This is a genomic window from Acinetobacter sp. YH16053 (assembly GCF_013417035.1).
Lineage (GTDB): Bacteria > Pseudomonadota > Gammaproteobacteria > Pseudomonadales > Moraxellaceae > Acinetobacter > Acinetobacter towneri.
This window is the reverse complement of the sequence record NZ_VPEP01000002.1, coordinates 120,007-135,624: the sequence shown is the minus strand read 5'-3', so window position 1 is coordinate 135,624 and position 15,618 is coordinate 120,007. Positions and strand designations below refer to the sequence as shown.

General features: G+C 39.6%; 15 protein-coding genes. 8 read left to right on the top strand and 7 right to left on the bottom strand.

Translation table 11 applies throughout. The features are described from left to right. Window positions 1-60: 60 nt before the first annotated feature. The 3 genes from FTV43_RS02395 to FTV43_RS02385 all read left to right on the top strand — a co-directional run bounded on the left by FTV43_RS02395 (window position 61) and on the right by FTV43_RS02385 (window position 2,994). Window positions 61-591 carry a YaeQ family protein gene (locus FTV43_RS02395; RefSeq protein WP_004977306.1) on the top strand — a complete coding sequence of 177 codons (531 nt, stop codon included), beginning with the start codon at window positions 61-63 and terminating at the stop codon, window positions 589-591. Between the two features lie 58 nt (window positions 592-649). Beyond that, window positions 650-991, top strand: a complete 342-nt coding sequence (locus FTV43_RS02390) for an FKBP-type peptidyl-prolyl cis-trans isomerase (RefSeq protein ID WP_004977304.1) — start codon at window positions 650-652, stop codon at window positions 989-991. A 161-nt stretch (window positions 992-1,152) separates the two neighbouring features. Next, window positions 1,153-2,994, top strand: a complete 1,842-nt coding sequence (locus tag FTV43_RS02385) for a GGDEF domain-containing protein (RefSeq protein WP_257224087.1) — start codon at window positions 1,153-1,155, stop codon at window positions 2,992-2,994. Between the two features lie 24 nt (window positions 2,995-3,018). On the opposite strand, the gene FTV43_RS02380 is transcribed toward FTV43_RS02385, so the two are convergent. Beyond that, complete coding sequence (locus tag FTV43_RS02380; RefSeq protein WP_004977299.1) at window positions 3,019-3,339, bottom strand: co-chaperone YbbN; 321 nt, start codon at window positions 3,337-3,339, stop codon at window positions 3,019-3,021. Between the two features lie 152 nt (window positions 3,340-3,491). On the opposite strand from FTV43_RS02380, the gene FTV43_RS02375 reads away from it, so the two are divergent. From FTV43_RS02375 to FTV43_RS02365, 3 genes are all read left to right on the top strand, one after another. Next, a complete protein-coding gene (locus tag FTV43_RS02375) occupies window positions 3,492-4,484 on the top strand; it encodes an NAD(P)H-quinone oxidoreductase (protein ID WP_096901476.1) in 993 nt (330 codons plus the stop codon). Between the two features lie 302 nt (window positions 4,485-4,786). Next, window positions 4,787-4,966 (top strand): hypothetical protein, encoded by a 180-nt coding sequence (locus FTV43_RS02370; RefSeq protein ID WP_096901477.1) that lies wholly within the window; start codon window positions 4,787-4,789, stop codon window positions 4,964-4,966. A 313-nt stretch (window positions 4,967-5,279) separates the two neighbouring features. Continuing rightward, window positions 5,280-5,786, top strand: coding sequence for a hypothetical protein (locus FTV43_RS02365; protein ID WP_004977287.1), 507 nt, complete (start codon window positions 5,280-5,282; stop codon window positions 5,784-5,786). Between the two features lie 135 nt (window positions 5,787-5,921). On the opposite strand, the gene FTV43_RS02360 is transcribed toward FTV43_RS02365, so the two are convergent. Both FTV43_RS02360 and FTV43_RS02355 read right to left on the bottom strand, forming a co-directional pair. After that, entirely contained in the window at window positions 5,922-7,250 is a 1,329-nt protein-coding gene (locus FTV43_RS02360; protein WP_104852324.1) for a hemolysin family protein, read from the bottom strand. Window positions 7,251-7,387: 137 nt separating this feature from the next. Beyond that, window positions 7,388-8,377, bottom strand: a complete 990-nt coding sequence (locus FTV43_RS02355; protein ID WP_004977282.1) for a LysR family transcriptional regulator — start codon at window positions 8,375-8,377, stop codon at window positions 7,388-7,390. Between the two features lie 645 nt (window positions 8,378-9,022). On the opposite strand from FTV43_RS02355, the gene FTV43_RS02350 reads away from it, so the two are divergent. After that, window positions 9,023-10,624: an isocitrate lyase gene (locus FTV43_RS02350; RefSeq protein WP_004977281.1), complete on the top strand. Its 1,602-nt coding sequence runs from the start codon at window positions 9,023-9,025 to the stop codon at window positions 10,622-10,624. A gap of 127 nt (window positions 10,625-10,751) precedes the next feature. Here FTV43_RS02350 and FTV43_RS02345 read toward each other — a convergent pair whose 3' ends face one another. Further along, window positions 10,752-11,582: a copper resistance protein NlpE N-terminal domain-containing protein gene (locus FTV43_RS02345; protein WP_179994782.1), complete on the bottom strand. Its 831-nt coding sequence runs from the start codon at window positions 11,580-11,582 to the stop codon at window positions 10,752-10,754. 432 nt (window positions 11,583-12,014) lie between these two features. Here FTV43_RS02345 and FTV43_RS02340 point away from each other — a divergent pair, with 432 nt between their 5' ends. Next, complete coding sequence (locus FTV43_RS02340; protein WP_257222467.1) at window positions 12,015-12,563, top strand: 1-acyl-sn-glycerol-3-phosphate acyltransferase; 549 nt, start codon at window positions 12,015-12,017, stop codon at window positions 12,561-12,563. 47 nt (window positions 12,564-12,610) lie between these two features. Here FTV43_RS02340 and ykgO read toward each other — a convergent pair whose 3' ends face one another. From ykgO to mrdA, 3 genes are all read right to left on the bottom strand, one after another. Beyond that, the gene (ykgO, locus tag FTV43_RS02335; protein WP_026438469.1) at window positions 12,611-12,733 is read right to left on the bottom strand and encodes a type B 50S ribosomal protein L36; all 123 of its coding nucleotides are present in this window, start codon (window positions 12,731-12,733) and stop codon (window positions 12,611-12,613) included. 105 nt (window positions 12,734-12,838) lie between these two features. Continuing rightward, a complete protein-coding gene (gene rsmD, locus FTV43_RS02330) occupies window positions 12,839-13,396 on the bottom strand; it encodes a 16S rRNA (guanine(966)-N(2))-methyltransferase RsmD (protein WP_004970724.1) in 558 nt (185 codons plus the stop codon). Window positions 13,397-13,399: 3 nt separating this feature from the next. After that, a complete protein-coding gene (gene mrdA, locus FTV43_RS02325; protein ID WP_179994780.1) occupies window positions 13,400-15,490 on the bottom strand; it encodes a penicillin-binding protein 2 in 2,091 nt (696 codons plus the stop codon). Window positions 15,491-15,618: the final 128 nt, after the last annotated feature.

The window sequence follows — 15,618 nt, the reverse complement described above, 5'->3', positions numbered from 1 at the left end:
AAATCACAGAAAATCCATTATGCTTAGTGGCAAATTTAAACATAGTTTTAGGAATAGACAATGGCGCTGAAAGCGACAATTTATAAGGCAGATTTGAACATTGCCAATATGGATGTGCATCAATACGGTGACTATCAGCTCACCATGGCATTGCATCCTTCTGAAACTATTGAGCGATTGATGGTGCGTATTTTGGCATTCGCACGTTATGCAGATGAAGCTTTGGAATTTACCAAAGATTTATTTGAAACCGATGAGCCTGCTTTGTGGGAAAAAGACTTAACAGGGCAGTTAATTAAGTGGATTGAAGTCGGTTGCCCAGATGAAGACAAAGTCAAAAAAGCCAGTTCGCGTTGTAAGCAAGTTGCGATTATTGCTTATGGTTCATCGGTAGATGAATGGTACAAACGTAACAGTAAAATCAAAACTTTAAATAATGTTGAAGTGTGGCAACTATCGCCAGCGAGTACCGAAGCCGTTCAAGCTTTATGCGAACGTACCATGCAATTGCAGTTGAATGTAATGGATGGCGAATGGACATTGATTGGCGATCAGGCACAGGCTCAGATTGAGTGGACACAGTTGCAATAACACTTGCACGAGCTGGAAATTATCTTAAACATCGAAGTGTAAATATTTGGAGATGAACATGAGTGCAGAATTAGAAATTATTGATTTGGTGGTGGGTGAGGGGAAAGAAGCGGTTAAAGGCGCTTTAATTACTACGCATTACACAGGCTGGTTGGAAGATGGCACCAAGTTTGATTCATCCTTAGACCGTGGTAACTATTTTGAAACCGTGATTGGTACAGGTCGTGTCATTAAAGGCTGGGATCAAGGCATCATGGGGATGAAAGTGGGTGGTAAACGCAAACTGATCGTACCTGCGCATTTGGCTTATGGTGAGCGCAAAATGGGCAATATCATTCCTGCTAATTCTAATTTGATTTTTGAAATTGAATTGTATGATGTGAAAACACGCGATCAATAAACACCTTTCAACTTAGCCAAACCGCTAGAATTTAAGTCATTCATCCGATGCCAGTAAGGTCTAGCATAAATGACTTAATTTTTTACTTCAAATTTAGTGCAAGAACGATTAGATTAAAAAACAAGCACAATAGGACTTTTGCATTTTTGAATTTCACTCGGATGTGGCACAAGTGTGCATTACTCTTCTTAATTTTACTGTGCAGTGTACTCACACCACCGCGTGTGTTGGCGCAGTATGAGTCTGCACCTGAATCTTACTATCTACATCAACAACTGCTCAATTCTGTTCAATTTACTGAAGATCAATCGAGTATTTTGACTGGGCGATGGTTGTTTTATCCGCAACAATTGATTCAAGAACCCAGTGCGGTACTGGCATCGAATACCGTTGAATTGCCTGCTTCATTTGAAGATTTAATGGGCAATGCCAATACTTACGGCACTTTTATTGGGCACTTTCAAATTCCAAAAGAATTTCTAGGCAGACGTATTGCGATTTGGATTCCCAACCAATATGGCGCCTATCGGGTATTTTTAAATGGCGATCCACTGGTGCGTGTTGGCACAGTCGGTGCAGATGCGAGTAGTCACCAAACCGAAAATGCCCCACGAATTGCATATTTTGTTCCTGAAAGTGAATATTTTACCCTGACCATTCAAGCGTCTAGCTTTCAGAGCTTGCAAGGTGGTTTAAAAAATCCAATGAAAATTGGTTTAAGTCGCACCATCAATCAACAGTATCAGCGTTTGATGATGAGTATTGCCATGATTTGTGGGGCAGTACTTGGTATTGGTTTGTTTACCTTGATGTTTTCGGCATTTAGTCTTGCAAATGGTGGAAAGACCAAGCGTATTTTTATTTTCGGCATTTTTATTGTTTTTCTGGCATTACACAATTTATTTTCTGCACCCTATGCCTATACCACTTTCCTGAATTTAAGTTGGTCTTGGGGAATAAGACTCGAATATTTATTTAGTTTTTTAGCGATTTTATTTTTCCTGAGTTATATGTTTTTGCTCAGTTCGCGCTATTTGCATCGTTGGGTATATAGCGCGGCAATGCTGTTATTGAGCTTTAATATTGGGGTGACGCTGTGGGCAGAACCCACTATTTTTCAGCAATTGGCATTTTATAGTTCATTTTTCTTTGTTTTGATTTTGGCAAATTTTGCTTATGGATTTTATCAAACCCTGCGTTCAGGAGAGGATTATTCCAAAATTAATTTTTGGGCAGTAATTATTCTATGTGGCACATTTATTCATGATTTTTTATTAATGCTGAATCTGGTCAATTCCATTCATTTATCTTTTATTTCGACCAGTGTTTATGCATTGCTTATCATGTTTCAGCAGGCACGAAATTATGCCTACCATAACTTGCGCATTGAACGCTTGAACCAAAAACTGATTCATTTAAACAGCTCGTTAGATTTAAAAGTGCAGGAACGCACTGAACAACTCAGTCTTTTGAATGAAAAACTGGAAATACAGATTAAAACCGATGCATTAACAGGGGCATATAATCGCCGTGCATTAAATGAAGAAATTCAGCGTTTGTATTTTGAAACCTTGCAAAATAAGCGACATATTTTGGTCTTTGCGATGCTCGATGTCGATTATTTTAAAAAATACAATGATCATTATGGGCACTTAAAAGGCGATCAAATTCTGCAAAACCTAGTTAAAGTTTTACAAGATATTTTGCCTAAAAATGCGTTTGTGGCACGTTATGGGGGTGAAGAATTTGCCATTTTACTGCACGATATTCCGCAACCTGCGATTGCACCACTCATGCAAAAGGTCTTGCAGGCTGTGCGTGATGCAGCTTTTGAGCATGTAGCACGAGAAGACCATAAACAATATGTGACTTTAAGTATCGGTGTAGCGTGGATGACTCGCGCACAAGCGTATACGCACGTGGATGATTTTATGAAAGCTGCAGATGCGCATTTGTATCAAGCCAAACATGCAGGACGCGATCAGGTAGTAATTCAAACTTAATATGTTGACGCTACTCTACATGGCTTAAAGATAGCTCTGAATTTTTTGTTGAAGTTGTACGACAGAAACATTGCCCGACAGTCGTTCAACAATTTGCCCATCTTTAAAAATCAGAGTGGTCGGTAAACCAAAGACTTGATAACGCAAAGTTAAAATTGGAGATTGATCGACATTCACTTTGCCAAACTTTACCGAAGCATCAAAAAGTTGGGCAAGCTGCTCAAAAAATGGTGCATTTTGAACACAAGGCGTACACCACGTCGCATAAAAACGAATCACCGCAACGCCTGTTTCATATTCAAACTCACGGTAATTATTTTCGTTGTATTCCACAATTTCTGACATCACATACTCTTTAATCATAAATAAAAATTTAATCACGCATGAAACACCACGGCATGAGAATTATACCTAAGTTAATCTGGGTTTTAATGCTTTGCTGTTTTATGTTCAAATAGTCAGAATTCATATCAGCATCAAACAATCAGGGATTTGCCATGACACAAAACACAATGCAGCAGATTATTATTACAGAACCAGGTGGCCCAGAAAAATTAGCCTATGAAACGGTTGCAATACCTGAGCCACAAGCCAATGAGGTTTTGGTCAAAGTACATGCTTTTGGTTTGAATCGTCCTGATATTTTACAGCGTCAGGGTCTGTATCCTATGCCTAAAGGCGTGACGCCAGTGCCAGGTTTAGAAGTAGCAGGTGAAGTAGTTGCTGTGGGTGCAGATGTTAGCCAATTTAAAGTTGGTGATGCAGTGTGTGGCTTAACCAATGGTGGTGGTTATGCAGAATATTGTGTTGTACCAGAAAGCCAGACTTTGACAATTCCAACAGGTGTCAGTTTTGTACAAGCCGCTGCGATACCTGAAACATTTTTTACTGTGTGGGCCAATGTATTCCAAATGGGTAAAGCCAAAGCAGGTGAAACGGCGCTGATTCATGGTGGAACCAGTGGTATTGGTACAACTGCTTTAATGCTGTGCAATGCCTTAGGTTTAAAAACCTTTGCAACTGTAGGCTCAGATGAAAAAGTACAGGCAATTTCACACCTCACCACAGCGATTAATTACAAGACACAAGATTTTGAACAAGTGATTAATGCAGCGACAGACAATGCCGGGGTCGATATCATTTTAGATATTGTTGGTGCGCCGTATTTGGAACGTAATTTAAACTTATTACGTCGTGATGGTCGCTTGGTGTATATCGCATTCTTAGGTGGTGCAAAAGCCAAAGAAGTAAAACTTGGTCAAATTATGATGAAGCGTCTTACCATTACGGGTTCGACCATGCGCGCCCGCAATACTGCAGAAAAAGCTGAAATTACCAAAGGTTTGCAAGAGATAGTTTGGCCATTGTTAGCCAAAGGTGAATGTCTGCCTATGATTTATAAAACCTTTCAGTTTGATCAAATTCAGCAAGCGCATGCCGAAATGGATACAGGCGAGCATGTGGGCAAAGTAGTGGTCGAAGTGATTTAAAGACTCAAATTTAAAATCAACGTACATAAAAAAACTGACCGAGTGTCAGTTTTTTATGTGTACTTTATAGAGGATTTTAACAAAGATTTTTTGAATCAGTTTTAGCAATTATTTTAATCATAATTACATAAATATTCCTTTAAACTACAATTTAACACAATAAAATTTTTCCAAATAGTCAAATATTAAGGAAGTGTAGGACACACCCTGTCAATAATAGAGCTTATCTTTATATTCATTGAATTCATTCTCAAGATAACAAAACGGTTCATGTAAAATAATTTGATAGAGAGAGCAGGCTTATGAAAATTTTATCTGCATATACGCCAAAACACAGTCTACGTGCATTAAAACGGTTACACAAAAATATTGTTCGTCAGCAAATCAATGTTCGGAACTTAAATAAAATGTATCATGCGATGCTACATTTAGAGCGCTATATTGACCGCCTCGATCATGATAAACGCGAAAACTTGTATTAAGTGTAAAGAGCAACCTGTTAATTATTTTTTACTAAAAAGTACAAGTGAGTTGAAAAGTTAAACCTGTTATTTATTGGATTATTCATTTGAAATAACGGGTTTTAAATAGACGGTAAAATTCAGGAGAAAAACTAAGGGAACAATAAGAAATTTAAAATAAACAAGGATGATCAAAGCTGAAAGATCAATTTTAAACTGCTGCACTGTAATAGGTGCAGCACTGCCTTGTGTGAACAATTGCTTCGGAATGTGTCGAGCTTTTAGCTAAATTGTGCGAAAATAGCGTTTTGCTATTTTTGTCCAAGGGCAGTACATGATTGACCAATCTCCTGAATCATTAAGTGATATCGAAATACTCGACATTTTGCAGTCTATGAAAAGTGATGAGCTAGACACAGAGGCAAAAGAAATTATCCGTAATGGTGGGAAAGCAGGTCGTCAGGAAGCGCATAAAGCAGCGTTGGTGGCACTGAATCAATCATTTGAAAGCAAATTTGTAGAAGCGGTGAGTTTGGCTTTGCAGTTAAATGAAGCGCAAATGAAAAAAATTCGTTATAAAAAAGACCGTGTGCGTATTTTAAAAGCACGTGGGATTGATTATTTAGCCATTGATGGCACAGAAACTGCACAAGTATTGGCTCAGGTTGCACAAGCGATTGTGCGTGAAGATGCTGTGGTGACGCATGATTTGCACAACATTTTTCCTTTCTGGAAAGAGGGCTGGCCGATGGTGCAATTCGACAATGTCTATAAAATTCTAGCTGAAGATATTGCGATTCACTATCAAGCGGTATTGGATGAATTGATCAGCAAATATTAAATAGATATTCAGCTGAATTTCAGATGTATCTGTTCAGGTTTGAAAAAAGCACTACTTCATTTTGATGTGGTGCTTTTTTATGAATGCTAGAAAATCTGGATGCAGATCAAGCCCACACGAATACAGTGAATTTCACTATCCATCTGCTTCAGTGTTGTTTTGTATTTCCTGTGTTTCTACAATTCGTGTTACTAAAAGTTGGTCAATTTTAAAATGATCGACGTCGACCACTTCAAATTTATAACCATCAAAAAGTACAGAGTCGGCAGGACGCGGGATTTTACGTAACTTATACATCATAAAACCTGCAATGGTTTCATAATTTTCATCATCTGGCATTTCATCAATTTGCAGCGCGTGTTTAATGTCTTCAATTGGTGTACTGCCATCAATCAGCCAAGAATTGTTATCACGTTTAATGATTTGCTGATCTTCTTCAATAGGTGTTACCCAATCGCCCATCACAGTAATCATAATATCAGACAGGGTAATTACGCCCACAACCAAAGCATATTCATTAATCACCACGGCAAATTTTTCTTTGGTCGAGCGGAAACGGTCTAAGACTTCAGACAGCGTGAGTGTATCTGGAATGGTTAATACATTACGGATGGTGCTTTCATTTAGTTGTAGTAAAGATTGATTATTGAGGATTCTGACCAAAATATCTTTGGCATCAACATAACCAATCACATCATCAATATTTTCGCTACAGACCAAAAATTTGGAATAAGGATATTCTGCAAGTTTTTGACGAATACTGGCTTCAGATTCCTTTAGGGTAAAAAACACCACATTTTCACGTGTAGTCATACTCGAAGGCACGTTACGTTCTTCAAGTTCAAACACGTTTTCAATAAAGTGATGTTCCTGCTTTTGTAAAACACCTGCTTGAGCGCCTGCATCCATGACTGCAGAAATATCATCAAATGTAATATTGTCTTCGCGCGTGGTGTTTACTTTGAATAAACGGAACAGCACGTTGGCAATCGCATTAATCATCCATGCCAAAGGCTTGCATATCCGAATAAAAATTTGAATCGGATTAATCACCGATACCGCAATTTTTTCAGGGGCGATCATTGCCAAACGCTTAGGCATTAGGTCGGCAAATAAAATAAACAGCGAAGTCACTAAGGTAAATGACAAGGCAAAACTAAGCGTTTCAGCCCATGGTCCTTGATAGAAGCGCACAACTAAGTTGTAAAAATAAGGACGGAATGCGCCTTCACCTAAAATACCACCTAAAATGGCAACTGCGTTTAAGCCAATTTGTGAGGCAGCAAAAAAATCAGCTGAGTTTTCTTGTAGGTCTAAAACTTTTTGGGCACGTTCATCGCCTGATTCGGCTAGAATTTTCAGTTTAACTTTACGTGCACCAGCCAACGCAATTTCAGTCAGCGATAAAAAACCAGCTCCGACAATGAGGATGAGGATAATAACAATATTCTGGAAGAGGCTCACGAATCCACCTGTGGATTATATTATTTTAAATATAACAATTTGAATCTTTATTAAATCATGATTAAACAATGAGGAATATCGAAATATTCCTCATCTGAGTATAAGCGTTTGTGCCAATAAGTTCAGTGAATTTTTAATTAATAGGCTGAAAATTGAGAGTTATTCAGTAAAAACTCACGGTTTTCTTCTTCAATCATTTGGCGCGCTACATATAAAATCAATTGGCGTAACCAACGGTGTGCAGGGTGATGATGTAACAACGGACACCATGCCATCTTTAATTCAAATTCTGGAATATAAAATGGTGGGTCTTTAATCAGTAAGCTTTGGCTTTTGGCTTGTAAGCGCGCAATACGTGTAGGTAAGGTTGCGACTAAATCTACATTAGACGCGAGTAGTGCAGGCATTTGATAATGACGGGTAAACACCGAAATTTTACGTTTTTGTCCAATACGCTCTAAAGCTTGATCAATCCAACCCAGTCCCGCTTGTTTCTCTGGATTCACACCAAAACCAACGCCCATACCTGTTTTAGAAACCCAAATATGTTGTGCATCTAAGTAGCTTTTTAAATTCAGGTTATTGGCAGCAGGGTGTTTGTGATTGAGCAGGCAAGAAAAACTATCACGCCAAACTAAAACCTGATGGAAACTTTGTGGAATTTCATTAAAACGGTTAATCGCCAAATCGACTTTACCTTGTTCCATGTCGCGATAAGACACATCACTCGGGGTTAAAAAGTCTAATACCACATTAGGTGCTTCAGAGCGTAAAGCTTTAACCAAGCGTGGGACTAAAGTGGCTTCTGCGTAATCGGAGGTCATAATCCGAAATACACGATTTGAAGTATAAGGGCGGAACTCAGTACGCGGCTCCAAAATCATAGAAAGGTCAGATAAGGCATCGCGGATACGCGGTTGTAATTCTAAGGCACGTTCAGTTGGCGTCATGCCTTCAGAAGAACGAATCAGCAGGGGATCATTAAATAAATTGCGCAAACGACGTAAAATGTTACTCATCGCAGGTTGGGTAACGCCCAATTGTTCTGCAGCACGGGTTACATTTTTTTCACGAAGTAAGACGTCAAGATAAATTAATAGATTAAGATCAACCCGCTCCAGATTCATAAAATAAATACCGAAAATAAAATCACTAAATTATTGGAATTATGCCATAAGCCGTAAGGCTTGTGTATAAATTATGATGAAAAAATCGACGAGATAAATAGCAAAAAATCTGAATAAAAACAGCCAGCCCCATCATTATTTCCTAAAGAAATGTAAGCTGCCTAGCACTGCATCTATACTTTTTAATCTTAAATGCAAAAACACTTAAAAGCATTGGCAGAACTGATAGCAGATTCTATTTTGTATGAAACTTATGCACTTACATTGTGCTGAAAAGCAGCAAAATTTTGCTAAAAAATGGCAGAAATCGCCAATGCAAGCATTTTTTATGAAATGCAAGACTTAAGTCTAATGCAGAAAATATCGGCACAGAGATGAATTTGTAAGCAAAGATATTTGATTAATTTTCTAAATAAGGTTTTTAAAATCAATGGGTTGTGTTTTTATTGTTTTTGTGAATTAAGACTTTGATCTATACATTTTTTTAAAAAATACCGAGAATTACACGAGAATATTGGATTAATTCATTCAGTCACTCTACTCTGTATTCATCGTAACGAAGTGCTCTAAATCTGAGCAATCAAGCATAAGCGCGATTTAGCCTTCGATTGATAAATCCTAAATAATATTACAGGGTACAATATCATGACTACATACCAAACAGCGATTGATGCAATCCGCGAATTAAAAGCAAAATTCGGCAACACTTGGGCAGACATCAGTCCTGAAGATGCTGCGCGTATGCAAATGCAAAACCGTTTCAAAACTGGTTTAGATATTGCTAAATATACAGCTGCGATTATGCGTCGTGATATGGCTGCTTATGATGCTGATTCAAGCAAATACACTCAATCTTTAGGTTGCTGGCACGGTTTTGTTGCGCAACAAAAAATGATTGCGAACAAAAAATACTTCGGTACTACTGAACGCCGTTATATCTACCTTTCTGGTTGGATGGTTGCTGCACTTCGTTCAGAATTCGGTCCACTTCCTGACCAATCTATGCACGAAAAAACTTCTGTTCCTGCATTGATCGAAGAAATCTACACATTCTTACGTCAAGCTGACGCGAAAGAATTAAACGATTTGTTCCGCGCACTTAAAAAAGCACAAGACGCTGGTGATACTGCTAAAGCTGCTGAAATCACTGCTCAAATCGACAACTTTGAAACTCACGTTGTGCCAATCATTGCGGACATCGACGCTGGTTTCGGTAACGAAGAAGCAACTTACTTATTAGCTAAGAAAATGATCGAAGCGGGTGCATGTGCACTTCAAATCGAAAACCAAGTTTCTGACGCGAAACAATGTGGTCACCAAGCTGGTAAAGTAACTGTTCCACACGAAGACTTCATCGCTAAAATCCACGCGTTACGTTATGCGTTCTTAGAAATGGGTCTTGACGACGGTATCATCGTTGCACGTACTGACTCTGAAGGCGCTGACTTAACTCAAAAAATCCCAGTAGTTAAAGAGCCAGGCGACATCGCTTCTCAATACATCAGCTACTTAGACACTCAAGAAATTGACATCTCTGAAGCGAAAGAAGACGAAATCCTAATCAAGCGTGATGGTAAATTACACCGTCCTAAGCGTTTAGCTTCTGGCTTGTACCAGTTCCGTGAAGGCACTCAAATTGACCGCGTTGTACTTGACTGTGTAACTAGCTTACAAAACGGTGCTGACCTTCTTTGGATCGAAACTGCGACTCCAAACGTAGAAGAAATCGCTCACATGGTTAACCGTGTACGTGAAGTTGTGCCAAATGCGAAACTTGTTTACAACAACTCTCCATCATTCAACTGGACACTGAACTTCCGTCAACAAGCGTACGACCGTTGGGTTGCTGAAGGTAAAGACGTATCTGCATACGACCGCGCTAAATTAATGAGCGCTGAGTACGACGATTCTGAATTGGCTGCTGAAGCTGACGAAAAAGTACGTACATTCCAAGCAGACGCTTCTCGTGAAGCAGGCGTGTTCCACCACTTGATCACTCTGCCTACTTACCACACAGCTGCTCTTTCTACTCACGAGCTTGCTCAAGGTTACTTCGGTTCTGAAGGTATGTTGGCTTATGTTGCTGGCGTACAACGTAAAGAAATCCGCGGTGGTATCGCTTGTGTTAAACACCAAGCAATGGCTGGTTCTGACATCGGTGACGATCACAAAGAAATTTTCTCTGGTGACAACGCGCTTAAAGCAGCGGACGAAGCTAAAAACACAATGAACCAATTCAACGCGTAATCGCTTGATGGTTTAAAAGAAAACCCTGCTGATGCAGGGTTTTTTTATGGCTATTTAAAATAGTCAAAGAACTTTGAAACATCCTTAAATTGATGTTCCTTCATTTATGAAATGCAGCAGCTGTAACCTATTTAATTTTGATCACATCTGCCTGTACAGAAGCAGGGTAATGGAAAGACACCTTAATCCATTGTTTTTGTTGTGCAGGAATCGGTTCTAAAAATTGCGGATCGACTACAGCAGCATATTCCTGATATTGCTGATCGACCAAAACCAAGTCATTGGCATGTAATTGTAATGCTTGATCAGATTGATTGTGAATTGCCAGAAAATAATCGTGTGCCATCACAGGGTCGTTTAATTCTTTGACCTCAACATTTTGTACGTGTTCAGCCTGAATATCGACATGCTTCAGCGCATTACTGACTTTTATACTTTCTACAGGATGTAGGAAAACCTGGGTTTCAATTTTCGGCTGATTTTTTATATTTCTTTGTTTGTATAAATTGAATTTAAGCCCGTGAGTTGTAAGCTGAATGCGCGCGTAAGCTTCTACATTTTCTGTGTGGAGCAACCATTCATCAATAGTAGTTTGAGATGGATGTTGATTCTGTTTTTCTCGCTGTTTGTTGTCTTGAGCAGCTTGAATCGTTCCTGTCACTTGGTTTTCGCTTTGGCGCTGTTTCGAGCGTTTAATGTCGCTAAGTTGAAAGGTTTGATCATCATTCAGGCGTAAGTGAATCACATGTTGTTCACAGTGGTCACAAGGTAATAAGGCTATAAAGTTACCTGTAGCTTGTCTTGACCAAGAAGTTGCTGATTTTTGAGATTCAGTTTTGTGCGCGACTGGTGGTTCAGAAGCCAAATTAGCTTGATATTCCTTACTTTGCTCGGTTGACCCGCAAGCAGCTAAAAGTAAGCTAAGTGTACTGAGTGCAATCGGATAACGATTCAGCATAAATGTTCTGAACTCAAAACTCTTGTTGCTGCCACCTTAATCTTTCACCTTGTATCTGAAAAGCTAATTCGCCTTATATTTAATGAAAATTTGTAGCAAATCATAACAAGTTCGTGTTTTAACGTTTTAAATTTTACTTCAAGGATTACATCGGATTAGACCTTGAAACTCATCAAACTACGCGTAAATTCATATATTTACAATTTTTAAATCTGCTTAAATCTGGTAATAAATGGATGTAAAAACAGTATGATGTTGCATGGAATAAGAAAATTGAGATGAGTGCAGGGAATTTTTATACATTTATAAAGTATTTGTTTATTTATTCATCGTTTTAGACTTTTATATTTGGTGATGCTTGCTAGAATTCGCACACTTTATTTGGGGTATGCGGTTGTGTTTGAAAAGTTAGCTGAGCGAAGCTTAAATTTAATGGGTTGGGAAATCGACAATCATTGTCCGTTGGAATTAGACCAATATGTGATGATTGCTGCACCGCATACCAGTAATTGGGATGCCTTATATGCACGCTTAGGGCTTAAAGCTTTGGGCGTTAATGTTCGCCTGACCATTAAAGACAGCTATATGAAATTGCCGTTTGGGCCATTTGTTCGTGCGATGGGAGGCATTGGTATAGACCGTCGTCCGAAAGCACCAGGCGAAGCACGACCTAGTATGGTTCAGCTCATGACGGACTTATTTAAAAACCATCCTAAATTGGTGATGTTGGTGACGCCTGAAGCCACACGTGCGCGTCAAGAACAATGGAAAACAGGTTTTTATCATGTTGCGTTAAATGCAGGTGTGCCAATTGCTTTGGCGTATATGGATTACGCAAAAAAGAAAACGGGTGTGGGAAAAATTGTGCATCCAACCGGTGATTTTGAAAAAGATATGGCTGAAATCATGGCATTTTATGCGCAGGTTCAAGCAAAATTTCCTGAAAGTTTTAGTGTCGATACACGTTACTATTCAGAATAAGCACACTATTTCAGTGTAATAATCTATCAAAACTAAAAGACAGGGGATTATCCCTGTCTTGCTTTAAAACGTGGATTGGATTTGCAAATCACAAATAATTTGCCACGACGTTTCACAATTTGACAATCGGCACGCGATTTTGCACTTTTTAAAGATGAACGAACTTTCATGAAGATAAATACTACAATATGTAATGTTATAATATTACATTAATAGATGACTCTTGAAAAGTGTCGATAGTCATAAAATTACCGCGTATCTTTTAAGGAGAAAATTTAAACAACAATCTTTTGGTATAAGCCCGCACGTACAGTTCCCGCTTTGCTCTCTTTAACTTTTTGCCAAGTCTGCGGTAATTTTAACAGGTTTAAATCACGATCTGCTTCAACATAAATCAGACCTTGTGCCGCAATGAGTGGATCAGCCAACCCTGCCAATTCTTCCCATAAATCTAAACTATAAGGCGGGTCTAAAAATACCAAATCAAACTGATCTTTTAGTGTCGCCAAAGCATGTTGTGCGGTAGAAACTTTTAATTGTGCTTTGCTTTTATTGACGCGTAATAATTCTAAATTTTGCTGTAAAAACTGTGCTTGTGTACGGTTTGGCTCAATCATGACCACGTGTGCCGCACCGCGAGACAGGGCTTCAAAAGCTAAAGCGCCCGAACCTGAACAGAGGTCTAACACTTTGGCGTTTTGCACATCCCACATTAACCAGTTGAATAAGGTTTCGCGCACTCGGTCGGGCGTAGGGCGTAATCCCTCAATTGAAGCAAAAGCCAACTGACGACGTTTCCATTCTCCACCAATAATGCGTAGTTGATTTTTCATGGCTTAGTCGCTCTCAATTGGGTTAGTGGGTACAACTGCTGTTGGCGCAGTTGCAGGTGGATTGGTTGGAGTTGAACTCGGAGTAGTTTGCGAAGGATTTGGGTTGAGCGCAGGGTGATTGGTTGCTGTATTCGGATTATTCACGTTATTCGTATTTGGTGCAGTAGATGAAGGGACTTCACCACTTGGCAATTCACTTGGTTTTAAACCTGCAGTCATTAAGCCACCACTCACTTGTGCGGCAGATGGACGAATTGGCTTTTTATTTTTATTCAGTAACCAATAGTCTAAAATTGGACGCGCCAAAGCCGTTGCTGCAGAACCACCGCGACCATTTTCTAGAATGATGGCAATTGCGATTTCAGGGTTTTCGGCAGGAGCGAAGCCAACAAATAAACCGTGGTCAAGCTGACGGTCGGTCAATAAGGCTTCGTTATAGCGTTTACCTTGCGCAATACTTTTAACCTGTGCTGTACCTGTTTTACCTGCAACTGAATATTGCAAGCCGCCTTTAATCCCTTTACCTGTACCTGATTGAATCACATCAACCATGGCATCACGCATTTTAATCCAGTCTTCTTCTGTGCCGTTAAAGTCAATTTTTCCGTTGGTACCATTGTGAACTTTAAATGGTTTCGCGCCACGACTTTCACGTAACACGTGCGGTGTGACTTTAAATCCTTTGTTGGCGGTGATGGCGGTGGCCATTGCTAATTGCAATGGTGTCGAGGTAAATGCACCCTGACCAATACTGACGGAAATTGTTTCACCTTTCATCCATTTGGCTTTGCGCGTACGCATTTTCCAGTCCGGGTTTGGGTAGAGTCCTGTGCTTTCACTTGGTAAATCGACCCCAGTTTTTTCACTAAAGCCAAATTGACGCATCCAGTCGTTCATTTTTTCAATGCCCATGCGATACGACAATACATAGAAGTAGGTATCACACGACACGACTTGAGCTTTGTGCATATCGACAATGCCATGCCCAGTTTTTTTATGGTCACGGAAACGGTGGCTGTCGCCTGGTAAAGTGAAATAACCATAATCCTGAATGGCGGTTTTCCAGTCGACATAGCCATAATGAATACCACCTAAACCAAACATCGGCTTAATGGTAGAACCCGGTGGATAAACACCTTGTACTGCACGGTTATAGAGTGGTTGATCTAAATTATCGCGTAAGGCAGAGTAGTCGGTATGGCTAATACCTGTGACAAATAAGTTAGGGTTAAAACTCGGACTGGAGACTAAAGCTAAAATTTCACCTGTACGTGGGTCAAGTGCCACAATTGCACCACGGCGTTCTGCCAGTTGTTCAGAGGCGACCACTTGCAAGCCATAATCCAATGACAAAAACAAATCATTGCCACGTACAGGGTCTTTACGTCCTAAATTGCGCAGCACATTACCATGTGCATCGGCTTCTACAGATTCGTTGCCGGGTACGCCATGTAGCAAGTGCTCATACGATTTCTCCACCCCAATTTTGCCAATCAAGTTGGTGCCTGCATAAGCATCTTTGTCAATTTCTTTCAGTTCTTTGTCGTTAATGCGCCCGACATAACCAATCACGTGCGCAAATAAGTCACCATGCGGATAGTAACGTGTCATCTGGGTTTCAATATTGACCCCAGGGAACTGAAATTTAACTTCACTAAAACGGGCAATATCCGATTCATTTAAATTCAGCTTGATCGATACACGTTCAGTTTTACGTGAAGTTTTAATCCGACTTTTAAAGCGATCGATATCTTCTTCTGTCAGTTGTAAAACAGGTGTCAGTCGCGCAATGGTATCGTCAATATCTTCAACATCTGCACGGCTTAAAGTGGCTGAGAACACAGGGTAGTTATCTGCCAATAACACACCATTGCGGTCATAAATATAACCACGTGCAGGTGCGAGTGGTTGTAGCCGAATTCGGTTTTTATCTGATGCAGTCGCAAATTCATCGTAGCCGCTAATTTGTAAAAAGGCATAACGAGCCACCAACAGCAGCAAGAAAAAAACCACAACACCCACCGAAAAAAAGATGCGATTGCGAAAAATACGCTTCTCTTGCTGAGCATTTTTTAACGGATAGTGTTGTTTCATACAAAAATTGGCTTAACAAAAATGAGGGAGAACGAATTTGGACTATTCTAACGCATCTATTGGCAATTTTGAGTAACCATGTTTGACTGAATTGCCCGATTTAACCTAGAAGATGGGCGCAATCTTAA